The organism is Pseudomonas siliginis (assembly GCF_024072275.1).
Lineage (GTDB): Bacteria > Pseudomonadota > Gammaproteobacteria > Pseudomonadales > Pseudomonadaceae > Aquipseudomonas > Aquipseudomonas siliginis.
Map to the genome: position 1 here is coordinate 1,698,971 of NZ_CP099598.1, position 20,957 is coordinate 1,719,927.

Below are 20,957 nucleotides of genomic sequence, written 5' to 3' on the forward strand. Positions count from 1 at the left end.
TCATGGGCATCAAGGTGTTGCTGGTCGAGGATGACCGTTCGTTGCGCGAGGCGCTGGCCGATACGCTGCTGCTCGCCGGCCACGACTATCACGCCGTCGGCAGCGCCGAAGAAGCGCTGACGGCCGTCGCGCAGCAAGCTTTCAGCCTGGTGGTCAGCGACGTCAACATGCCGGGCATGGACGGTCATCAATTGCTTGCGTTGCTGCGCGCACGCCAGCCGCAATTGCCGGTGCTATTGATGACCGCCCACGGCGCCGTCGAGCGTGCGGTCGATGCGATGCGCCAAGGCGCGGCGGATTATCTGGTCAAGCCGTTTGAGCCCAAGGCATTGCTCGATCTGGTGGCGCGGCATGCGCTGGGCTGCATTGATGCTGGCGAAGCGGAAGGCCCCGTCGCCGTTGAACCGGCCAGTGCGCAGTTGCTTGAGCTGGCGGCACGGGTCGCGCGCAGTGACTCGACTGTGTTGATCTCCGGCGAGTCCGGCACCGGTAAAGAAGTGCTGGCGCGCTACATTCACCAGCAATCGCGACGGGCGAGCCAGCCGTTTATTGCGATCAACTGCGCGGCGATTCCCGACAACATGCTCGAAGCAACACTGTTCGGCCATGAGAAGGGCTCGTTCACCGGCGCCATCGCTTCGCAGGCCGGCAAGTTCGAGCAGGCGGACGGCGGCACCATTCTGCTCGACGAAATTTCCGAAATGCCCCTGGCCCTGCAAGCCAAGTTGCTGCGCGTTCTGCAAGAGCGTGAAGTGGAGCGAGTGGGCGCGCGCAAGCCGATCAGTCTGGATATTCGCGTGGTCGCCACGACCAACCGCGATCTGGCCGGTGAAGTGGCGGCGGGGCGTTTTCGCGAAGACCTGTTTTACCGCTTGTCGGTTTTCCCTCTGGCTTGGCGTCCACTTCGCGAACGCACTGCCGATATCCTGCCGCTGGCGGAAAAGTTGCTGGCCAAACACGTCAATAAAATGAAGCACGCAGCAGCGAAGCTGTCCGCCGAAGCTCAAGCTTGCCTGACCGCGTATCCGTGGCCAGGCAATGTACGTGAACTGGACAACGCCATTCAGCGCGCGTTGATTCTGCAGCAGGGCGGTTTGATTCAGCCGCAGGATTTCTGCCTGAGCGGTGCGGTGACATTTGCGCCGTTGCCGATCACGGCACCGGTGATCCGCGAGGTGGAAATCGAGGCGGATTCTTCCGGCGCGCTGGGCGATGACCTGCGCCGCCGGGAGTTTCAGATGATCATCGACACCCTGCGCGCCGAGCGTGGCCGACGCAAGGAAGCTGCCGAAAAGCTCGGCATCAGCCCGCGCACCCTGCGCTACAAACTGGCGCAAATGCGCGATGCCGGGATGGATGTCGAAGGTTATCTGTTCGCCACCTGATCGATGCTGCAAAACATTCCAGATGCTTTTCTCAGAAGGGTGCCCACTAGCTGGCACCCTTGTTGCTAATACCTGTGTACCCGCCGAGTGAGTGTCAAAAAATTGCGGGCCGCCCAAGAGAGTAGACCATGAGCCAAGGTATTGAATTTAATCGGTTGATGATGGACATGCAGGCCATGAAAGTGGATGCCATGTCTGCGCGTAAATCGACTGCCGCTGTCCCTGAAATCGCGGGCAGCAGCTTTTCCGACATGCTCGGTCAGGCGATCAATAAAGTCAGCGATACCCAGCAGGCGTCGACTCAACTGGCCAACGCGTTCGAGATCGGCAAGAGCGGTGTCGACCTGACTGACGTCATGATTGCGTCGCAAAAAGCCAGCGTGTCGTTCCAGGCTCTGACCCAGGTGCGCAACAAGCTGGTCCAGGCTTACCAAGACATCATGCAGATGCCGGTTTAAGGGCGAAATAAGTCATGGCAGAAGCAGTCGCTGATAACGTTCCGGCCAAGGCCACCCCGATCGACGGCAAACCGCCGCTGTTCGGCCTGTCCTTTCTGGAAAACCTTTCCCAGATGACCGTGCTGCGTCAGGTCGGCCTGTTGGTCGGTCTGGCGGCGAGCGTGGCGATTGGCTTTGCCGTGGTGCTGTGGTCGCAGCAGCCGGATTACCGTCCACTGTACGGCAGCCTTGCCGGCATGGACGCCAAGCAGGTCATGGAAACCCTGGCCGCCGCTGACATTCCCTATAACGTAGAACCCAATTCCGGCGCCTTGCTGGTCAAGGCCGACGACCTGTCCCGTGCGCGGATGAAACTCGCTGCCGCTGGTGTCACTCCCAGCGACGGCAACATCGGTTTCGAAATCCTCGACAAGGAACAGGGTCTGGGCACCAGCCAGTTCATGGAAGCGACCCGTTATCGTCGCGGCCTCGAAGGCGAACTGGCGCGGACCATCTCCAGCCTGAACAACGTCAAGGGTGCCCGCGTGCATCTGGCCATTCCGAAGAGTTCGGTGTTCGTCCGTGACGAGCGCAAGCCGAGCGCTTCGGTACTGGTCGAGCTGTACAGCGGGCGTTCGCTGGAGCCGGGTCAGGTGGTGGCGATCATCAACCTGGTCGCGACTTCCGTGCCCGAGTTGAGCAAATCGCAGATCACCGTCGTCGATCAAAAGGGCAACCTGCTCTCCGATCAGGCGGAGAACTCGGAAATGACCATGGCCGGCAAGCAGTTCGATTACAGCCGCCGCATGGAAAGCATGCTCACCCAGCGCGTGCACAACATTCTGCAACCGGTACTGGGCAACGATCGTTACAAGGCTGAAGTCTCCGCCGACGTCGATTTCAGTGCCGTCGAATCGACCGCCGAGCAGTTCAACCCGGACCAACCGGCGTTGCGCAGCGAGCAGTCGGTCAACGAACAACGCACCGCCAGCAATGGCCCGCAAGGTGTGCCGGGTGCCCTGAGCAACCAGCCGCCGTCGCCTGCCTCGGCGCCGCAGACCACCGGTGGCACCGCCGCACCGGCCGGAATGATTCAGCCAGGTCAGCCTTTGGTTGATGCCAACGGCCAGCAGATCATGGACCCGGCCACCGGCCAGCCGATGCTCGCGCCGTACCCGGCCGACAAGCGTCAACAATCGACCAAGAACTTCGAACTCGACCGTTCGATCAGCCACACCAAGCAGCAGCAGGGCCGTCTCAATCGCCTGTCGGTGTCGGTGGTGGTCGACGATCAGGTCAAGATCAACCCGGCCAACGGCGAAACCAGCCGTGCGCCGTGGAGCGCCGACGAATTGGCGCGCTTCACCCGTCTGGTGCAGGACGCGGTCGGTTTCGACGCCAGCCGTGGCGACAGCGTCAGCGTGATCAACATGCCGTTCTCCGCCGAGCGCGGCGAAGTGATTGCCGATATTCCGTTCTACTCCCAGCCATGGTTCTGGGACATCGTCAAACAAGTGCTGGGTGTGCTGTTCATCCTCGTACTGGTGTTTGGTGTGCTGCGTCCGGTGCTCAACAACATCACCGGCGGTGGCAAAGGCAAGGAGCTGGCCGGTCTGGGCAGCGACGTGGAACTCGGTGGCATGGGCGGCCTGGACGGCGAACTGGCCAACGACCGCGTGAGCCTCGGTGGTCCGCAGAGCATTCTGTTGCCGAGCCCGAGCGAGGGTTATGACGCGCAGCTGAATGCAATCAAGAGTCTGGTAGCTGAAGACCCGGGTCGCGTGGCCCAGGTCGTGAAAGAGTGGATTAACGCAGATGAGTGATAACCGAGCCGCCACCGTCAAACTGACCAAGGTCGACAAAGCCGCGATTCTGCTGCTGTCCCTGGGTTCGACCGATGCTGCGCAAGTGCTGCGCCACATGGGGCCCAAAGAGGTTCAGCGCGTCGGCGTGGCCATGGCGCAGATGGGCAACGTCCATCGCGAACAGGTCGAGCAGGTGATGAGCGAGTTCGTCGACATCGTCGGCGATCAGACCAGTCTCGGCGTCGGATCCGACGACTACGTACGCAAGATGCTTACCCAGGCCCTGGGCGAAGACAAGGCCAACGGCCTGATCGACCGCATCCTGCTCGGTGGCAACACCAGTGGCCTCGACAGCCTGAAATGGATGGAGCCGCGCGCAGTCGCCGACGTCATCCGTTACGAACACCCGCAGATTCAGGCGATCGTGGTCGCGTACCTCGACCCGGATCAGGCCGGTGAAGTGCTCGGCAACTTCGACCACAAAGTGCGTCTGGACATCATCCTGCGCGTCTCGTCGTTGAACACCGTGCAACCGGCCGCCTTGAAAGAACTCAACCAGATTCTCGAGAAACAGTTCTCCGGCAACTCGAACGCCTCGCGCACCACCCTGGGTGGCATCAAGCGTGCGGCCGACATCATGAACTTCCTCGACAGCTCGATCGAAGGCCAGCTCATGGACTCGATCCGCGAAGTCGACGAAGACCTGTCCGGTCAGATCGAAGACCTCATGTTCGTGTTCAACAACCTTGCCGACGTCGACGACCGTGGCATTCAGGCGCTGTTGCGCGAAGTCTCTTCCGATGTGCTGGTGCTGGCCCTCAAAGGCTCGGACGAGGGCGTCAAGGAAAAGATCTTCAAGAACATGTCCAAGCGTGCCGCCGAACTGTTGCGCGACGACCTCGAGGCGAAAGGCCCGGTGCGCGTCAGCGACGTCGAAACCGCGCAGAAGGAGATCCTCACTATTGCCCGTCGTATGGCCGAAGCCGGCGAGATCGTGCTCGGTGGCAAGGGCGGCGAGGAAATGATCTAAGCCCATGGATAAGCCTGACGAGTCTGTGACGGATCTGATCCGCGCCCGTGATGTTCGTGGTTTCGAATCCTGGGCGCTGCCCAGCTTCGACCCGCCGAAACCGGAACCCGAGCCGGAGCCGGAACCCGAACCGCCGGAAATGGAAGAAGTGCCGCTGGAAGAAGTCCAGCCACTGACCCTGGAAGAACTCGAAAGCATCCGTCAGGAGGCTTACAACGAGGGCTTCGCCATTGGTGAAAAGGAAGGTTTTCACAGCACCACGCTGAAGGTGCGTCAGGAAGCAGAAACGGCGCTGGCGGCGAAAATCGCCAGCCTTGAGCTGCTGATGGCCAACCTGTTCGAACCGATCGCCGAGCAAGACACCCAGATTGAAAAGTCGCTGGTTGACCTCGTGCAACACATCACCAAGCAGGTGATCAAGCGCGAACTGGCCATCGACTCGACACAGATCGAACACGTCATGCGCGATGCCCTCAAGCTGTTGCCGCTGGGCGTGGAAAACGTGCGCCTGTACGTTAATCCGCAGGATTTCGCCCAGGTCAAAGCCCTGCGCGAACGCCACGAAGAAACCTGGCGCATCGTCGAAGACGAGTCGCTGTTGCCGGGCGGCTGCCGGGTTGAAACCGAGCACAGCCGCATCGACGCCAGCGTCGAATCGCGGGTGACCCAGGTCATGGCCAAGCTGTTCGACCAGTTGCACGAGCAGGCTCTGCATCCGGCAGCGCCTGACTTGAGTCTGGACATTCCCGAAGACACCCCAGCGGCTGTCGACTCTGACGAGCCGCGCGCGGACGCCAGCGATGCGCCTTGAACGCACCAGTTTCGCCAAGCGCCTGAGCACCTACGCCGAGGCCACCGAGATTGCCGGCGCGCCGATCCTTGAAGGTCGGCTGCTGCGCATGGTTGGCCTGACCCTCGAAGCCGAAGGCCTGCGCGCCGCCATGGGCACCCGCTGCATGGTGATCAATGACGACAGCTACCATCCGTCTCAGGTGGAAGCGGAAGTCATGGGTTTTTCCGGCAGCAAAGTCTTTCTGATGCCGGTCGGCAGCGTCGCCGGGATTGCCCCGGGCGCGCGCGTGGTGCCGCTGGCCGACACCGGTCGTTTGCCGATGGGCATGAGCATGCTCGGCCGTGTTCTTGACGGTGCCGGCCGCGCGCTGGACGGCAAGGGTGGGATGAAGGCCGAAGATTGGGTGCCGATGGACGGCCCGACCATCAACCCGCTCAACCGTGACCCGATCAGCGTACCGCTGGACGTCGGCATCCGTTGCATCAACGGTTTGCTGACGGTCGGCCGTGGCCAGCGTCTGGGTCTGTTCGCCGGTACCGGTGTCGGTAAATCGGTGCTGTTGGGCATGATGACCCGCTTCACCGAGGCCGACATCATCGTCGTCGGCCTGATCGGTGAGCGTGGTCGCGAAGTTAAGGAATTCATCGAACACATTCTCGGTGAAGAAGGCCTCAAGCGTTCTGTGGTGGTTGCCTCGCCAGCGGACGATGCACCGCTGATGCGTATGCGTGCCGCGATGTATTGCACGCGCATCGCCGAGTATTTCCGCGACAAGGGCAAGAACGTTCTGCTGCTGATGGACTCGCTGACCCGTTTCGCCCAGGCCCAGCGCGAAATCGCTCTGGCCATCGGCGAACCGCCAGCAACCAAGGGCTATCCGCCTTCGGTGTTCGCCAAGCTGCCGAAACTGGTGGAGCGCGCCGGTAACGCGGAGAAGGGCGGTGGCTCGATCACGGCGTTCTACACCGTACTGTCCGAAGGCGATGACCAGCAGGACCCGATTGCCGACTCGGCGCGGGGCGTGCTCGACGGCCACATCGTCCTGTCGCGGCGCCTCGCCGAGGAAGGCCACTATCCGGCGATCGACATCGAAGCGTCGATCAGCCGGGTGATGCCGGCGGTGGTTTCGCCGGATCACATGCAGCGCGCGCAGTATTTCAAACAGCTCTGGTCACGCTATCAGCAGAGCCGCGATCTGATCAGCGTCGGTGCCTATGTGGCCGGTGGCGATCGCGAGACCGATCTGGCGATTTCCCTGCAACCGCAGTTGGTCAGGTATCAGCGCCAGGGCCTCAACGACAAAATCAATCTGGGTGAAAGCCAGGCCTATCTGGAAACCCTGTTCGCCCCTGCGGCGGGCGGGTAACCGGCCATGGCCGTCAGCCGCGCTGCGCGCCTGGCACCGGTGGTGGACATGGCCGAGAAGGCCGAGAAAGCCGCCGTGCAGCGCCTCGCCTACTTTCAGGGCCAGGTCAAAGTTGCCGAAAGCAAACTGGCCGACCTCAATGCCTTTCGTCTGGATTACTCGCAGCAATGGATCGTGCGCGGCAGCACCGGCGTGACCGGGCAATGGCTGCTGGGTTTTCAGGGTTTCCTGGCGCAACTCGACACCGCCGTCGACCAGCAACGGCAGAGCCTGGTCTGGCACCAGAACAAGCTCGACAAGGCGCGTGAAGAGTGGCAACAGGCATTCGCCCGCGTCGAGGGCTTGCGCAAACTGGTGCAGCGCTATCGTGATGAAGCGCAACGCTTGGAAGACAAGCGGGAGCAGAAGCTGCTCGATGAACTGTCGCAGCGGTTGCCAAGGCGTGATGCCTTCTAAACCTCACCGCCAAACCCTGTGGGAGCGAGCCTGCTCGCGAAAGCGCCGTGTCAGTCAATCCTGTAGTCAACTGACAGAATGCCTTCGCGAGCAGGCTCGCTCCCACACTTGTTCCACTGTTGCGCCTTGCCCCAAGCCTATCCAGGTGCTAAACCTTGTACAGGTTCGTCAATGACAAGGAAGCCAGTCAATGTCAGTCGTTACAGAAGTCTCTCCAGACCAGAAAAAGCTCACGATCGCCGTCAAAGGCCGGTTCGATTTCGGTCGCCATCAGGAATTTCGCGAGTCGTATGAACGGCTCCCACACAAACCCGAATCCATCGTGGTCGATCTCAAAGAGGCCACTTACCTCGACAGCTCTGCGCTGGGCATGCTGCTTCTGCTGCGTGATCACGCCGGTGGCGACAATTCGGATATCCGCGTCGTCAACAGCAGCTCCGATGTGAAGAAAATCCTCGCGATTTCCAACTTCGACAAACTCTTCGACATCAGTTGACGCCCATGCAGGCGCAAGAGCCGCTGACCATTCTTATCGCCGAAGACAGCGCCGCCGACCGGCTGCTGCTGTCGACCATTGTCCGCCGTCAAGGTCATCAGGTGCTGACAGCGGTCAATGGTGCGGAGGCGGTCGAATGCTTCCAGCAGCAACAACCCGATCTGGTGTTGATGGACGCGCTGATGCCGGTGATGGACGGCTTCGAAGCGGCGCGGCAGATCAAGGCGCTGGCGGGTGAAGCGTTGGTGCCGATCATTTTCCTCACGTCGCTGACCGAGAGTGAAGCGCTGGCTCGGTGTCTGGAGGCTGGCGGCGACGATTTTCTGGCGAAGCCGTACAACCAGGTGATCCTTGCCGCCAAAATCAAGGCGATGGATCGCTTGCGGCGCCTTCAGGCAACGGTCCTGCAGCAGCGTGATCTGATCGCAAAACATCATGACTATCTACTCAACGAACAACGCGTGGCCAAAGCGGTGTTCGACAAGGTCGCACATTCCGGTTGCCTGAGTGCGCCGAACATCCGTTACCTGCAATCGCCGTATGCGCTGTTCAACGGTGACTTGTTGCTGGCGGCGTACACGCCTGCCGGTGACATGCACGTCATGCTCGGCGATTTCACCGGGCATGGCTTGCCGGCAGCGGTGGGGGCGATGCCGCTGGCCGAAGTGTTTTATGGGATGACCGCCAAGGGCTATGGCCTGGCCGAAACCCTGCGCGAGATGAACGCCAAGCTCAAGCGCATCCTGCCGGTGGACATGTTCTGCTGTGCCACCTTGCTCAGTCTGAGTTTCCAGAGCCGTTCGGTGGAGGTGTGGAATGGTGGCATGCCCGACGGTTACCTGCACCGCATGGCCAGCGGCGAGCGTGTGCCCTTGCCGGCGCGGCATTTGCCCCTTGGGATTCTCAGCGCGCAAGCCTTCGATGACCGTACGGATGTGTATCCGATGGCCGTCGATGATCGAGTGTTTCTGTTATCGGACGGCGTGATCGATACCTGCGATGCCAATGACCAGTTGTTCGGCGTCGAACGCTTGCAGCAGGTGTTTGCGGCGAACCGTGAGCCGGATCGGTTATTCGAGGATATCGAGCAAGCGTTGCGCGATTTTCGTGGGCAGGCCCGTGATGATGTGAGCATGGTCGAAGTCAGTCTGCTCGAGTCGGCGCAGGCCCACGGCGCAGCGCCGGTGTATTCCGACAGCGGCCAGTCGTGCCCGCTGGACTGGTCGGCCAGTTTCGAGTTTCGCGGCGCCACACTCAGGCGCTTCAATCCATTGCCGTTCCTCTTGCAGTTGCTGCTTGAGGTGCATGGCCTGCGCGCGCAAAGCGGGGCGCTGTACAGCGTGCTCGCCGAGTTGTATTCCAATGGGCTGGAGCATGGCGTGCTCGGGCTGGACTCGAGCCTCAAACGCGATGCGGCAGGTTTCGCCCGCTACTATGAAATGCGCGCGGCGCGGTTGGAGGCGCTGCAAGACGGTTTCGTGCGCGTGCATCTGCAGGTGCAACCGCAAGGCGAGGGTGGGCGGCTGGTCATTCGTGTCGATGACAGTGGCAAGGGGTTTGATGTGGCGCGGGTCATGGAAAGGCCCGTGGATAACGTCCGCTTGTCGGGACGCGGCATCGGTCTGGTCCGGCAACTGGGGCGCAACGCCAGTTGGTCGGACCAAGGTCGTAGTGCCAGCGTGGAGTTTTTCTGGGAGATTGAGGCATAATCCGCCCATTCTTGATCAAGGAGTGAGCAAGTGACAGACGCACATGTAAATCGCGAAGTCCTCGATACTTTGCGCGAGGTGATGGAGGACGGCTATACGGAATTGCTGGAGACTTTTCTGGCAGATTCGCAAAGCCGCCTGCACGAGTTGCAGGACAGCACCAGCGCCAAAGCGCTTTCCGATGTAGCGCATAGCTTCAAGGGCAGCGCCAGCAACATGGGCGCGGTTCGACTGGCCGAGTTGTGCCAGGACCTGGAGTCGAATGCGAAGGACAAAAGCCCGGAAGCGCTCGCTCAGCTAGTCGCCGATATCCATTCTGAATTCGCCGAAGTACGTCCGGTGTACGAAAGCGAAAAGCACCACGCCCACATCCACTGAAGCTGCCGTCCGGCGCTTTTCGCAAGTGTCTGGCCAAACTGGCCCGGCACTTGCAGTCAACTTGCTCAACTGTACCTACGATCCCAGTGCAGCGGAGACCGTGTCATGCCTGCGACCCCCAACATTCTTCTTCAGACCGCCGCTCAGGCCAAGGCCCAAGCCGCCTCTGCCAAATCGTCGGCAATGGCCGCAGACGCCGGGGACAAGGCCTCCAGCTTCGCCAAAGTGTTCGCCGATCAGGCGCCGGTCAAGCCCGCCGTGAGCGCTGACAATTCAGTCAAGCCGGCACGCGATAAGGTCGCGGACAGCAGCGGCAAAAAGGATATCGGCAAAGAGCAGTCTGCCGCGCCCCAGCCAGCAGTTGCCGATAGCGGCAAAGCGTTGCCTGCCGACAAAGCGGCGGCGAGCGACGACGCGACTGCCACTGCCGATGACACCGCTGAAACCATACAAACCCCTGTGGCCGATGCCGCGCCTGTAGACCCGGCCCTTGATCCGGCCTTGGCGCAAGTCGTTCAGCCGTTGGTGGCAGCGCCTGTGGTGCAAACGCCAACAGTCGCCACGCCAGCCCAGCCGGAAACCGAGACGCCTGCATTGGCGGTCGTGTCGGGCATGGTCAAAGATCCGGCGGCAACCGACAGCGATTTCGATCCATCGGCCGACCCGCTCGACTCGATGCCGGCCGTGCGCATGGCGATGGAGCAGGGCGGGCATATTTCCGCCGCCAGTCAGGCGCAACCGAAAGCCACGCCTGCTCAAGCTCAGGCTGACGGTGAATTGACCGCCGCGCAGAACTTTGCCGCCGGCATGGCCAGCATGCTCGACGTGCAGGCCGACAAGGACAGCACCAGTCAGGGCGGCGAACAAGCTTTCAGCGGGCTGATCGACGATGGTCTGAAGGATCTGAAATCGGCTACCAGCGACACCCGCGTCGATGACTTCGCCAACCGTCTGGCGGCACTGACCCAGGCCGCTACGCCGAAAACCGCCAATGCGCTGCCGGTGAATCAGCCGATCGCCATGCACCAGAGCGGCTGGACCGAAGAAGTGGTCAACCGCGTCATGTACCTGTCCAGCGTCAACCTGAAGGCCGCCGACATTCAGTTGCAACCGGCGGAGCTGGGGCGTCTGGATATCCGCGTGAACATGGTTCCCGATCAGCAGACCCAGGTCACCTTCATGAGCGCGCACCCGAGCGTGCGTGAAGCGCTCGACAGCCAGATGCACCGCCTGCGCGACATGTTCAACCAGCAGGGCATGGGCCAGGTGGATGTCAATGTCGCCGACCAGAACCGTGGCTGGCAGGGTCAGCAAGGTCAGGAACAGGCGCCGCAGGGGCAGAGTGGCCGGACCAGCGCTGCGGGTGGCCGCTTGGATTCGGCGGATGAGGAATTGGCACCGGCTACTGTCGCTGAAGTGGCGGCGCAGACTACCAGCGTAATTGGCAGCAGCGCGGTCGACTATTACGCCTGAGCAAATCAAGAGCCCCCTCACCCTAGCCCTCTCCCAGAGGGAGAGGGGACCGATTGGGGAATCTTGAAGAACTACGCCGACCTGAACGAGCATCGCTGAATCCGTTCGACATTCGGCGACCTGTTGATTCCCGCCCTGAACTTGCAATCACCTCGGTTGTGCAGGTCGATGTCCAGCCCCATTACATCTCGGTCGGCCCCCTCTCCCTCCGGGAGAGGGCTGGGGTGAGGGTGCTTTTGACTTTAGCGTCGTTCTCGACCTCCGACACTTCTGGCATAACACTTGCTCTTGCCTTGCCGTGCGACTGTGAAACCCCCGATTAGTGACGGATTATTGGCATGGCGAAGAGCGAAGCTGCAGCAGTAAAAGACCCCGCAACCAAAGGCAAACTCAAGCTGATCATCGTGATCGTGCTGGCGTTGCTGGTGGCCATTGGTGCATCCGTCGGGGCGACCTGGTTCTTCATGCACGGCGCGCAAAGCAAGCCTGCCGAGGCCGCTGAAGCAGCGCCGGTCGGCAAGCAGGCGGCGATTTTCGAGCCGATGGCGCCGGCCTTCGTGGCCAACTACAACCAGAACGGCCGTCAGCGCTACATGCAGGTGAGCATCACCATGCTGGCGCGGAATCAGGCCGATCTGGACGCGCTCAAAGTGCACATGCCGGTTATCCGCAACAACCTGGTAATGCTCTTCTCCGGTCAGGATTTCGCCACACTGGCGACCCCGGTCGGCCAGGAGATGTTGCGCCAGAAGGCCACCGCCAGCGTCCAGGAAGTGGCGCAGAAAGAACTGGGCAAAGTGGTCATCGAACAGTTGCTTTTCACTAATTTCGTACTGCAGTAGGAACACGACATGGCCGTGCAGGATCTGCTGTCCCAGGATGAAATCGATGCGCTGCTGCATGGCGTCGATGATGGTCTGGTACAGACCGATAATGCTGCCGAACCCGGCAGTGTCAAAAGCTACGACCTGACCAGCCAGGATCGCATCGTCCGTGGACGCATGCCGACGCTGGAAATGATCAACGAGCGCTTTGCCCGCTACACCCGCATCAGCATGTTCAACATGCTGCGCCGCTCGGCGGACGTGGCTGTCGGTGGCGTGCAGGTGATGAAGTTCGGCGAATACGTGCACTCGCTGTACGTGCCGACCAGCCTCAACCTGGTCAAGATCAAACCGCTGCGCGGCACCGCGCTGTTCATCCTCGACGCCAAACTGGTGTTCAAGCTGGTGGACAACTTCTTCGGTGGTGACGGCCGTCACGCCAAGATCGAAGGGCGTGAGTTCACCCCGACCGAGTTGCGCGTAGTGCGCATGGTGCTCGAGCAGGCTTTCGTCGATCTGAAAGAAGCCTGGCAGGCGATCATGGAAGTCAATTTCGAGTACATCAACTCGGAAGTGAACCCGGCCATGGCCAACATCGTCGGCCCGAGCGAAGCAATTGTGGTCTCCACCTTCCACATCGAACTCGATGGCGGTGGCGGCGATCTGCACGTGACCATGCCGTACTCGATGATCGAGCCAGTGCGCGAGATGCTCGACGCCGGTTTCCAGTCCGACCTCGACGATCAGGACGAGCGCTGGGTCAACGCCCTGCGCCAGGACGTGCTCGATGTCGACGTGCCGATCGGCGCCACCGTGGCCCGCCGCCAGTTGAAGCTGCGCGACATCCTGCACATGCAACCGGGGGATGTGATCCCGGTCGAGATGCCGGAAGACATGATCATGCGCGCCAACGGCGTGCCGGCCTTCAAGGTCAAGATGGGCTCGCACAAAGGCAACCTCGCGTTGCAGGTGATCGAGCCGATCGAGCGTCGCTGAGGCGGCGCTTTTCACCCCCGTATTTAACCGAATTGTTGCCCGCCGAGGACACATGATGAACGACGATATGAACGCGCAGGACGACCAGGCACTGGCCGATGAATGGGCTGCGGCCCTGGAAGAAACCGGTGACGCCGGCCAGGCTGACATCGATGCACTGCTGGCCGCCGACGCCGGCACTTCCAGCTCCAACCGTCTGCCGATGGAAGAGTTCGGCAGCGTGCCGAAGAACAATGATCCGGTGACCCTCGACGGTCCGAACCTGGACGTGATCCTCGACATCCCGGTGTCGATCTCGATGGAAGTCGGCAGTACCGACATCAACATCCGCAACCTGCTGCAACTCAACCAGGGTTCGGTGATCGAGCTTGATCGTCTGGCCGGTGAGCCGCTCGACGTGCTGGTCAACGGCACCTTGATCGCCCACGGCGAAGTAGTGGTGGTCAACGAGAAGTTCGGCATCCGCCTGACCGACGTGATCAGCCCAAGCGAACGCATCAAGAAGCTGCGCTGAGTGAAAAGGTTTCTCTGGGTGCTGCTGGCATGGCCGTTGAGCGTGCTGGCTGCCGAGCCGGGCGCAACCACTGCCGCGCCTGCCGCCACCGCGCCAATGGTCAATAGCGGCGTGGCCGGTCAGTTGACACAACTGGTGTTCGGTTTGCTGCTGGTGCTGGGTTTGATTTTCTTCCTCGCCTGGCTGCTGCGCCGCGTGCAGCAGGCGGGGCCGGCCGGCAAGGGCCAGGTGATCGAGCTGATCGGCTCACGCGCGCTCGGTCCGCGTGACCGCTTGATGCTGGTGCAGGTCGGCAACGAGCAGATTCTGCTCGGCCTCAGCCCCGGCACCATCACCGCGCTGCACGTGCTCAAAGAGCCGGTCGAAGTCCCCACCGCCAGTGAAAAAGCGACGCCGGAATTTGCTCAGCATCTGCTGAAGATTCTTGGCAAGGATCAAAAGGATACGAAGTAATGGGTGCGCTCCGCATCGTCTTGACGCTGGTCTTGTTGCTGGCCGCGCCGCTGGCGTTCGCCGCCGATCCGTTGTCTATCCCGGCGATCACGCTGGGCACTAATGCCGACGGCGCGCAGGAATATTCGGTCAGTCTGCAGATCCTGCTGATCATGACCGCGCTGAGCTTTATTCCAGCGGCGGTCATCCTGATGACCAGCTTCACGCGGATCATCATCGTCTTCTCGATCCTGCGTCAGGCCCTCGGCCTGCAACAGACGCCGTCGAACCAGATCCTCACCGGCATGGCGCTGTTCCTGACGCTGTTCATCATGGCGCCGGTGTTCGACCGGGTGAACAACGACGCGCTGCAACCGTATCTGGCGGAAACCCTCACCGCCCAGCAAGCGGTGGAAAAGGCTCAGGTGCCGATCAAGGACTTCATGCTCGCGCAGACCCGCACCAGCGATCTGGAGCTGTTCATGCGCCTGTCCAAGCGCACCGACATTGCCAGCCCGGATCAGGCGCCGTTGACCATTCTGGTGCCGGCGTTCGTGACTTCCGAGCTTAAAACCGCCTTCCAGATCGGCTTCATGATCTTCATTCCGTTCCTGATCATCGACCTCGTCGTGGCGAGCGTGCTGATGGCCATGGGTATGATGATGCTCTCGCCGCTGATCATCTCGCTGCCGTTCAAGATCATGCTGTTCGTGCTGGTCGATGGCTGGGCGCTGATCATCGGTACTCTGGCCAGCAGTTTTGGAGGTGTTTCGCCATGACGCCGGAAGTCGCGGTCGATATCTTTCGTGAAGCCCTGTGGCTGACCACCATGATGGTCGCCATCCTGGTGGTGCCGAGCCTTTTGGTCGGCCTGCTGGTGTCCATGTTCCAGGCCGCCACGCAGATCAACGAACAGACCCTGAGCTTCCTGCCGCGTCTGCTGGTGATGCTGGTGACCCTGATCATCGGCGGTCCGTGGATCGTGCAGACGTTCATGGAATACATCATCCAGCTGTACAAAAACATTCCGATGGTCATCGGCTAAGCCATGCAATCGCTGCTTCAGCTGACCGACACCCAGATCAGCACCTGGGTGGCGTCGTTCATGTTGCCGCTGTTTCGCGTGGCGTCGATGCTGATGGTCATGCCGGTGTTCGGCACCACCCTGATTCCGCGCCGCGTGCGCCTGTATTTCGCCGTGGCGATCACCGTGGTCATCACCCCGGCGCTGCCGCCGATGCCCGCCGTCAGCCCGCTGGATCTCAGCGGCCTGCTGCTGATCGGCGAGCAGATTCTGGTCGGCGCCGTGCTCGGCTTTTCCCTGCAATTGTTCTTCCAAGCCTTCGCCGTCGCCGGGCAGATTGTCGCGGTGCAGATGGGCATGGGCTTCGCCTCGATGATCGACCCTACCAACGGCGTTTCGGTGGCGGTGATCGGGCAGTTTTTCACCATGCTGGTGACGCTGCTGTTCCTGTCAATGAACGGCCATCTGGTGGTATTCGAAGTCCTCACTGAAAGCTTCACCACGCTGCCGGTCGGCGGCGGTTTGATGGTCGCGCATTACTGGGAACTGGCCGGCAAACTCGGCTGGGTCCTCGGCGCCGCATTGCTGCTGGTGTTGCCGGCCGTCACCGCACTGTTGGTGGTCAACATCGCCTTCGGCGTGATGACCCGCGCCGCGCCGCAACTGAACATCTTCTCGATCGGTTTTCCGCTGACCCTGGTGCTCGGCCTGTTCATCGTCTGGGTGGGGCTTGCGGACATTCTCAACCAGTATCAACCGCTGGCCAGCGAGGCCTTGCAGTTGCTACGCGAACTGGCACGGGCGCGCTGAGTCATGGCAGAGAGCGAGAGCGGTCAGGACAAAACGGAAGACCCCACGGAGAAACGCAAAAAGGACTCCCGTGAGAAGGGTGAAATCGCCCGTTCCAAAGAGCTCAACACCCTGGCCGTGATGATGGCCGGCGCCTCTGCGCTGCTGATTTTCGGCGGCATGCTCGCGCAAGAAATGATGGACGTGATGCGCCTGAACTTCACCCTGTCCCGCGAAGTGGTCATGGATCAGGGCGCCATGGGCCGTTTTCTGTTGGAGTCAGGGTTGATCGCCTTGCTGGCGATTCAGCCGGTGATGATAACCCTGTTGCTCGCCGCCATCATCGGGCCAATCTCCCTGGGTGGCTGGCTGTTCGCGGCAAGTTCGCTGGCACCCAAATTCAGCCGGATGAACCCGGCCGCCGGCCTCAAACGGATGTTCTCGTTCAAGGCTGTGGTTGAACTGCTCAAGGCCCTGGCCAAGTTTCTGATTACCTTGGGGGTGGCGCTGTTGGTGTTGTCCGCCGACGTCGACGACTTGCTGCGCATCGCCCACGAACCACTGGATATGGCGATCATTCACAGCGTCTTGCTGGTGGGCTGGAGCACGCTGTGGCTGGCCTGCGGTCTGATCATCATCGCCGCCGTCGACGTGCCGGTGCAGATCTGGGAGAGCATGAAGAAGCTCAAGATGACCAAGCAGGAAGTGCGCGACGAACACAAGGACCAGGAAGGCCGCCCCGAGGTCAAGCAACGCATTCGCCAGACCCAGCGCGAAATGTCCCAGCGACGGATGATGGCGGCGATTCCCGAAGCCGACGTGGTCATCACCAACCCGACCCACTACGCGGTCGCGCTCAAGTACGACTCGGAGAAGGGCGGCGCACCGGTGCTGCTGGCCAAGGGCAGCGACTTCATCGCCCTGAAAATCCGCGAAATCGCAGTGGCCAACAACGTCATGCTGCTCGAGTCGCCTGCGCTGGCGCGCTCGATCTATTACTCAACTGAGCTTGAGCAGGAGATTCCTGGCGGGCTGTATTTGGCAGTGGCGCAGGTGTTGGCCTACGTCTATCAGATTCGCCAACACCAGGCGGGCAAGGGCAAGCGGCCGGACCCGCTCAAGGATGATCTGCCGATTCCGCCGGACTTGCGTCGGGATTCCTGACGTTGCTGCGCAGCCTTTTGTCTGAGATTCCCCTTTACTGTCAACTCTGACAGGTGCAGTCGCCGTGATTTTGCAGTTTGATGCAAGATGCTGCCGCGCGCTCGCGCGGCCGGGCGGGCGGGCGAGTGCAAGGGAGCAAGGCAATGAAAGGTATTTTCAGCAGCTACGATGAAAAAACCGGCAAAGGCACCATCACGCCGAAGCCCTCGGGACGATGCCTGTCCTTTGCCGAAGCCACGGGTTTTTTTCTGACTGCCAAAGAGTACCGATTCAGCGTTCCATTGGCTGAGGCCTTGCAGGCGAAGATCAAAGTGGGCGGCGAAGTCGAGTTCGAATTGCCCAGGACCAAAAATGGGAAAGTGAAAATCCTTCGGTATTGACCGGCAGTTTGCCCTCATCGCCAAACACCTGAAAAGAAAACCGCCGTCCCGATTGATGCGCAGCGGCGGTTTTTTTGGGCGATTATTGCCTGCCAGTCAGCCTTCGCGAGCAAACTTGATTCCACTTGTAATGCGATCAACCGTCGAAAGTGAGCCTGCTTGCTAAGGGGTCATCCCGGTCAGGAAAACAACCAAGTTCAAGCCCCGCTGTTCTAGATCACTGGTTAAATAAATCCGTTCCCTTTACTCCTGTCCCCTTTTCTCTCAATTCTGATGAGGCGAAGCGTCGACTCACTACCGCAAACACAAGACAGTGTGTCCAGGGCTAGAATGATAAGCATGCTCTCTCCACCCTTGTCCTTCGTTGTACAACCCCCAATACAAACTAACGTCTGAGCGAATTCCATAGCCAGCGAACTGAGTCACAAAAAATTTAGTCCGGAACAAAACCAGGTCTGACGTTTTTACAGCACGGCCATTCGCATTGACCCACTGATCAATCTTTGAATCAGCTATAAGTGATGGTGAGACAATGCATTGTTCGACGTTGCTTACAGAAACAGAAATTGAGGCATGTTGGCCTGAGCTATCTCTTACATTGATGGTGGTGCTGCCATTACCTTCACTCCAGATTAACCCGACGTCATTGACGTTTGCGATTTTTGGATTATCCGATTGATAAGTAATTTGGCCCACTCCTCCTGACGCTTGACGATTTGCTGAGGCTCCAGACGGATGAGCACCCGTAAGGCGCCATCTATCGATGTACTGACCACTGGTATTCACGATTGACACTGTCCTGCCTGACAACTCTAAAGGTGAATCATCTATGATGAGTTTTGCACGTACCTTGAGGCCTACATTTAGACTAGGGAACAGAGTAGCGTCGTTTTTGTCCCCGTTGGTGCTGAATCCAACACTAATGTCCACGCGAAGAGATCCATCAACAAGGCGGTCTAGTTCTGAACGCAAAAGCGTTCTGCTCAATTTACCTGGTATTTCAATTTCAATTCCATTAGCCAACGAAATTTCGTAGTCCGATCCATCATCTTTTTTTCCTACGCAAAGCAGCCAGAACTTTTGTCCCTTTGCCATGGCTGTCCAGGTATCGACTGTCACAGTCGCATCGCCATCAAAAGTCGATAAATCAAGTACTTTTCCTCCGTCCGGCCCAATTGCTTGGAGAATTACGGGTGTCGGCAAACGCGGGTCTCCATCAGCGATTGTCATGACATCAAACCTGACTGTTGGTGATTCTCCAGCCGGAACTCCGGTACGAATCAAATCCCACCGGAACTCAATCGCCTTGCCATGCCAAGCCGCCAGAAACGCAGCGCTCAATGAAATCTCTGCAATCCCACCAACAAAATCCACCACCGGAAACGGCGGCGCACCGGCCGGCGCGTTCACCTGGACGAATTGAGCCTTATCGTCTTTCTCTGCTGCGAAAGCTGTTATCTGAAGCTTCACTCCATCCGGATTAGCCAAAACGTCAATCGGCACTGTGGGCGGGTTCAAGGTCGGGGGTGGCAGGTCAAGTTGCAGGCCAATGACGGTATACACCTGATCCGGAAACCGCGTGGCGCTGGCGAAGTCATTGCTCTTGTCCTCCGATACCCAGAATTCCAGTTTCAACAGCGATCCTTCTTTCAATTCTTTCAGAAAAGCTATGAGCAGCGGTTTATCCCAGAACCCCTGACTGACCCAGGTCGCATTCACCTTGTGGGTGTCACCATTCCAGAATTGCAGGACGTGCGCCGAGCCGTCGGGTTTCTGGCCAGTGACCTTCAGCCACACCTGCTGACCGACCTGGATTCCCGTCCAGTTGCGTGCTCGTAGCGTAGCGTCCTGGCCCCTCAGTGCGGCCACGTCGAGCATGCCGTCCACGGCCTCAGCGATTATCGGCGAGTTGTACACCTTCTGATTGGCGGTGATAGTGATCGGGGTCGTCGCCGACTCATTGTTGTTGGTCAATTGATCGCGCACCCTGGCGAAGACCGAATGGGTGCCGTCGCCTATCAACTGCAATTCTGCAGCCGTCAGGGTGTGGTTGATCGGGCTTGTGGGGTTGGCAAATGTGATGCTCCAAGTGCCTATGGTGAGCGTCACCGTGTCGTGAGGCCGTGGGTAACCGACGGTGATCGTGATGACCGCCGTCTGCCCCGGTACGACGCTGGGTGGATGGCTGACGGTGACGGTAGGCGCCGGGTTGTTGTAGAGCAGCTTGAGTGTGGGTGAGTCGGCGTCGTTACCGCTGGATCGGGTCACTCTGTAGTGGACATCGTTGACACCGTTTGTGAACCAACTCGCCGGCACGCGCAAAAGAATGCGTTCCTGCTCTTCACCGGGATAGATGGTTTTGCTGATGCCGGTGTTGACTCCGTTGACAAAAATAGTCACGACGTCATAAGCCGCCATGACCCAATTCCGCAAGCCGGTTAAGGGGTCGATGACAAGTTCTACCCCAGATGGAGTGAATGCCGAGAGAGGAAGGCCACCATCAGCAGTACCTGGAGGCAGCACCGGTGTTATCCATTGCGGGGGGTACACGGGATACAAGGCCAGGGCTGCGTTGGCTTCGGTTGAATAGACTTGAACGCTCATTCCGTTCTCCTCGAACACTGGTGATGAACAATGGCAGGCAAGGTTCATCACAACGCAGAACGAGGCGTCCGTCACCTGTCAGATCTGACAGGTGGGGACGGTTTTCCGACCAATGGTATCGCTGAAGGGGTGGGCGCTCATGCGCCGCCGAGAGGCCTAGCTCGCGCAAGCTGCACTCGACAGGATCTTCAGCCGCTGCAAGATTTGCATCCAAGAAGATCAAAATGTGGGAGCGAGCTTGCTCGCCAAAAGGCCGGCTCTCTCACTCGAATCACTCAGCCGAACCGCATCATCCAGGCAACTCCAGATTATCCAGCACCCGATTTACCGCCAGTTCCCCGAGCATGATCAGCTGCGCAATCCCCATCAGCGTTCGGCGCTGCGATGGTTTGACCAGCCCGGCGAATTCCTGGGCGATGGTTTTGGCCGAGGCGAGGGTTTCGCAGGCGTTGGCCAGGAGGTCTTCGTTTTTGGTGTCGGCGGTGACGGCGTACATGGCGCGGGGGCTGAACGGTGGTGGGGTCGAGCCGGGTGGGCAGAGGTAGTGGTCGAGGGCGCGGTCGGCGGCTTGGTGGAGTTTTTTTGAATCGAGGGATTCGTAGGGGGAGGTGGGGGCGGATTCGGGCGGGTTGGGTGTGGGTTTGATCATGGTGAAGCTCCTATATAAGTGGAGCCGTCAGGCACTGTCGCTAAACAGTAAGGTGGCGGCTGTACGCAGGTTAGCGAACCGGTTATAGGCACCCGGCAGACCCGAAGGTCTCCCACATACAGCCACCATGGCGCAGTCGCAGATACTGAACCCGCGACAAAGCATGGAACGCTGATGCACCTATTCAAGATCCGGGTCGCTAAACCCGATCGCTGATTCGTCAGCGACCGGACCACAATAGAATCCGACCCCC

The 20,957-nt window shown here is 60.0% G+C and carries 22 protein-coding genes; 20 read left to right on the forward strand and 2 right to left on the reverse strand.

The genetic code is table 11. The features are described 5' to 3' along the window. The first annotated feature begins 2 nt into the window (after positions 1 to 2). The 20 genes from NF676_RS08040 to NF676_RS08135 all read left to right on the forward strand — a co-directional run bounded on the left by NF676_RS08040 (position 3) and on the right by NF676_RS08135 (position 17,451). Positions 3 to 1,385 (forward strand): sigma-54-dependent transcriptional regulator, encoded by a 1,383-nt coding sequence (locus tag NF676_RS08040; RefSeq protein WP_252887505.1) that lies wholly within the window; start codon positions 3 to 5, stop codon positions 1,383 to 1,385. A gap of 128 nt (positions 1,386 to 1,513) precedes the next feature. After that, positions 1,514 to 1,843, forward strand: coding sequence for a flagellar hook-basal body complex protein FliE (fliE, locus tag NF676_RS08045; protein ID WP_016771081.1), 330 nt, complete (start codon positions 1,514 to 1,516; stop codon positions 1,841 to 1,843). 14 nt (positions 1,844 to 1,857) lie between these two features. Continuing rightward, on the forward strand, positions 1,858 to 3,645 hold the full coding sequence (gene fliF / locus NF676_RS08050) for a flagellar basal-body MS-ring/collar protein FliF (RefSeq protein ID WP_041479017.1): 1,788 nt from the start codon (positions 1,858 to 1,860) through the stop codon (positions 3,643 to 3,645). Continuing rightward, positions 3,638 to 4,657: a flagellar motor switch protein FliG gene (gene fliG, locus NF676_RS08055; RefSeq protein ID WP_016771079.1), complete on the forward strand. Its 1,020-nt coding sequence runs from the start codon at positions 3,638 to 3,640 to the stop codon at positions 4,655 to 4,657. Before fliF ends, fliG begins: the two co-directional genes overlap by 8 nt. A 4-nt stretch (positions 4,658 to 4,661) precedes the next feature. Next, complete coding sequence (fliH, locus tag NF676_RS08060) at positions 4,662 to 5,468, forward strand: flagellar assembly protein FliH (protein ID WP_041479018.1); 807 nt, start codon at positions 4,662 to 4,664, stop codon at positions 5,466 to 5,468. After that, positions 5,458 to 6,816: a flagellar protein export ATPase FliI gene (gene fliI, locus NF676_RS08065; RefSeq protein ID WP_016771077.1), complete on the forward strand. Its 1,359-nt coding sequence runs from the start codon at positions 5,458 to 5,460 to the stop codon at positions 6,814 to 6,816. Before fliH ends, fliI begins: the two co-directional genes overlap by 11 nt. Before the next feature lie 6 nt (positions 6,817 to 6,822). Then, positions 6,823 to 7,272 carry a flagellar export protein FliJ gene (gene fliJ, locus NF676_RS08070; RefSeq protein ID WP_016771076.1) on the forward strand — a complete coding sequence of 150 codons (450 nt, stop codon included), beginning with the start codon at positions 6,823 to 6,825 and terminating at the stop codon, positions 7,270 to 7,272. 190 nt (positions 7,273 to 7,462) lie between these two features. Beyond that, a complete protein-coding gene (locus NF676_RS08075; protein ID WP_056783805.1) occupies positions 7,463 to 7,768 on the forward strand; it encodes an STAS domain-containing protein in 306 nt (101 codons plus the stop codon). Positions 7,769 to 7,773: 5 nt separating this feature from the next. Beyond that, on the forward strand, positions 7,774 to 9,477 hold the full coding sequence (locus NF676_RS08080) for an ATP-binding SpoIIE family protein phosphatase (RefSeq protein WP_252887506.1): 1,704 nt from the start codon (positions 7,774 to 7,776) through the stop codon (positions 9,475 to 9,477). 30 nt (positions 9,478 to 9,507) lie between these two features. Beyond that, positions 9,508 to 9,855, forward strand: coding sequence for an Hpt domain-containing protein (locus tag NF676_RS08085; RefSeq protein ID WP_056783810.1), 348 nt, complete (start codon positions 9,508 to 9,510; stop codon positions 9,853 to 9,855). Between the two features lie 105 nt (positions 9,856 to 9,960). Next, complete coding sequence (locus NF676_RS08090) at positions 9,961 to 11,328, forward strand: flagellar hook-length control protein FliK (protein WP_252887507.1); 1,368 nt, start codon at positions 9,961 to 9,963, stop codon at positions 11,326 to 11,328. A 338-nt stretch (positions 11,329 to 11,666) separates the two neighbouring features. Beyond that, entirely contained in the window at positions 11,667 to 12,170 is a 504-nt protein-coding gene (gene fliL / locus NF676_RS08095) for a flagellar basal body-associated protein FliL (RefSeq protein WP_016771071.1), read from the forward strand. Positions 12,171 to 12,179: 9 nt separating this feature from the next. Then, on the forward strand, positions 12,180 to 13,148 hold the full coding sequence (gene fliM, locus NF676_RS08100; protein ID WP_003222890.1) for a flagellar motor switch protein FliM: 969 nt from the start codon (positions 12,180 to 12,182) through the stop codon (positions 13,146 to 13,148). A gap of 55 nt (positions 13,149 to 13,203) precedes the next feature. Then, positions 13,204 to 13,662, forward strand: a complete 459-nt coding sequence (gene fliN / locus NF676_RS08105) for a flagellar motor switch protein FliN (protein ID WP_016771070.1) — start codon at positions 13,204 to 13,206, stop codon at positions 13,660 to 13,662. Further along, the gene (gene fliO / locus NF676_RS08110) at positions 13,663 to 14,115 is read left to right on the forward strand and encodes a flagellar biosynthetic protein FliO (RefSeq protein ID WP_016771069.1); all 453 of its coding nucleotides are present in this window, start codon (positions 13,663 to 13,665) and stop codon (positions 14,113 to 14,115) included. After that, a complete protein-coding gene (gene fliP, locus NF676_RS08115) occupies positions 14,115 to 14,873 on the forward strand; it encodes a flagellar type III secretion system pore protein FliP (RefSeq protein ID WP_016771068.1) in 759 nt (252 codons plus the stop codon). Before fliO ends, fliP begins: the two co-directional genes overlap by 1 nt. Continuing rightward, positions 14,870 to 15,139: a flagellar biosynthesis protein FliQ gene (gene fliQ / locus NF676_RS08120; protein ID WP_016771067.1), complete on the forward strand. Its 270-nt coding sequence runs from the start codon at positions 14,870 to 14,872 to the stop codon at positions 15,137 to 15,139. Before fliP ends, fliQ begins: the two co-directional genes overlap by 4 nt. Positions 15,140 to 15,142: 3 nt before the next feature. Next, the gene (gene fliR, locus NF676_RS08125) at positions 15,143 to 15,928 is read left to right on the forward strand and encodes a flagellar biosynthetic protein FliR (RefSeq protein ID WP_073472764.1); all 786 of its coding nucleotides are present in this window, start codon (positions 15,143 to 15,145) and stop codon (positions 15,926 to 15,928) included. A gap of 3 nt (positions 15,929 to 15,931) precedes the next feature. Further along, positions 15,932 to 17,071, forward strand: coding sequence for a flagellar biosynthesis protein FlhB (gene flhB, locus NF676_RS08130; RefSeq protein ID WP_016771065.1), 1,140 nt, complete (start codon positions 15,932 to 15,934; stop codon positions 17,069 to 17,071). Between the two features lie 143 nt (positions 17,072 to 17,214). Next, on the forward strand, positions 17,215 to 17,451 hold the full coding sequence (locus NF676_RS08135; protein ID WP_252887508.1) for a hypothetical protein: 237 nt from the start codon (positions 17,215 to 17,217) through the stop codon (positions 17,449 to 17,451). Between the two features lie 294 nt (positions 17,452 to 17,745). Here the strand turns inward: NF676_RS08135 and NF676_RS08140 are convergent, their stop codons facing one another. Together NF676_RS08140 and NF676_RS08145 are read right to left on the reverse strand one after the other, a co-directional pair. After that, entirely contained in the window at positions 17,746 to 20,055 is a 2,310-nt protein-coding gene (locus NF676_RS08140) for an immunoglobulin-like domain-containing protein (protein WP_252887509.1), read from the reverse strand. A 289-nt stretch (positions 20,056 to 20,344) separates the two neighbouring features. After that, positions 20,345 to 20,704, reverse strand: a complete 360-nt coding sequence (locus NF676_RS08145; protein ID WP_095180723.1) for a DUF6124 family protein — start codon at positions 20,702 to 20,704, stop codon at positions 20,345 to 20,347. Positions 20,705 to 20,957 lie beyond the last annotated feature (253 nt).

What these genes read in the sequence shown, in the direction of transcription:
- NF676_RS08040 (WP_252887505.1), top strand. Translation starts at nt 3, where the DNA reads ATGGGCATCAAGGTGTTGCTGGTCGAGGATGACCGTTCGTTGCGCGAG.
- fliE (WP_016771081.1), top strand. Translation starts at nt 1,514, where the DNA reads ATGAGCCAAGGTATTGAATTTAATCGGTTGATGATGGACATGCAGGCC.
- fliF (WP_041479017.1), top strand. Translation starts at nt 1,858, where the DNA reads ATGGCAGAAGCAGTCGCTGATAACGTTCCGGCCAAGGCCACCCCGATC.
- fliG (WP_016771079.1), top strand. Translation starts at nt 3,638, where the DNA reads ATGAGTGATAACCGAGCCGCCACCGTCAAACTGACCAAGGTCGACAAA.
- fliH (WP_041479018.1), top strand. Translation starts at nt 4,662, where the DNA reads ATGGATAAGCCTGACGAGTCTGTGACGGATCTGATCCGCGCCCGTGAT.
- fliI (WP_016771077.1), top strand. Translation starts at nt 5,458, where the DNA reads ATGCGCCTTGAACGCACCAGTTTCGCCAAGCGCCTGAGCACCTACGCC.
- fliJ (WP_016771076.1), top strand. Translation starts at nt 6,823, where the DNA reads ATGGCCGTCAGCCGCGCTGCGCGCCTGGCACCGGTGGTGGACATGGCC.
- NF676_RS08075 (WP_056783805.1), top strand. Translation starts at nt 7,463, where the DNA reads ATGTCAGTCGTTACAGAAGTCTCTCCAGACCAGAAAAAGCTCACGATC.
- NF676_RS08080 (WP_252887506.1), top strand. Translation starts at nt 7,774, where the DNA reads ATGCAGGCGCAAGAGCCGCTGACCATTCTTATCGCCGAAGACAGCGCC.
- NF676_RS08090 (WP_252887507.1), top strand. Translation starts at nt 9,961, where the DNA reads ATGCCTGCGACCCCCAACATTCTTCTTCAGACCGCCGCTCAGGCCAAG.
- fliL (WP_016771071.1), top strand. Translation starts at nt 11,667, where the DNA reads ATGGCGAAGAGCGAAGCTGCAGCAGTAAAAGACCCCGCAACCAAAGGC.
- fliM (WP_003222890.1), top strand. Translation starts at nt 12,180, where the DNA reads ATGGCCGTGCAGGATCTGCTGTCCCAGGATGAAATCGATGCGCTGCTG.
- fliN (WP_016771070.1), top strand. Translation starts at nt 13,204, where the DNA reads ATGAACGACGATATGAACGCGCAGGACGACCAGGCACTGGCCGATGAA.
- fliP (WP_016771068.1), top strand. Translation starts at nt 14,115, where the DNA reads ATGGGTGCGCTCCGCATCGTCTTGACGCTGGTCTTGTTGCTGGCCGCG.
- fliQ (WP_016771067.1), top strand. Translation starts at nt 14,870, where the DNA reads ATGACGCCGGAAGTCGCGGTCGATATCTTTCGTGAAGCCCTGTGGCTG.
- fliR (WP_073472764.1), top strand. Translation starts at nt 15,143, where the DNA reads ATGCAATCGCTGCTTCAGCTGACCGACACCCAGATCAGCACCTGGGTG.
- flhB (WP_016771065.1), top strand. Translation starts at nt 15,932, where the DNA reads ATGGCAGAGAGCGAGAGCGGTCAGGACAAAACGGAAGACCCCACGGAG.
- NF676_RS08135 (WP_252887508.1), top strand. Translation starts at nt 17,215, where the DNA reads ATGAAAGGTATTTTCAGCAGCTACGATGAAAAAACCGGCAAAGGCACC.
- NF676_RS08140 (WP_252887509.1), bottom strand. Translation starts at nt 20,055, where the DNA reads ATGAGCGTTCAAGTCTATTCAACCGAAGCCAACGCAGCCCTGGCCTTG.
- NF676_RS08145 (WP_095180723.1), bottom strand. Translation starts at nt 20,704, where the DNA reads ATGATCAAACCCACACCCAACCCGCCCGAATCCGCCCCCACCTCCCCC.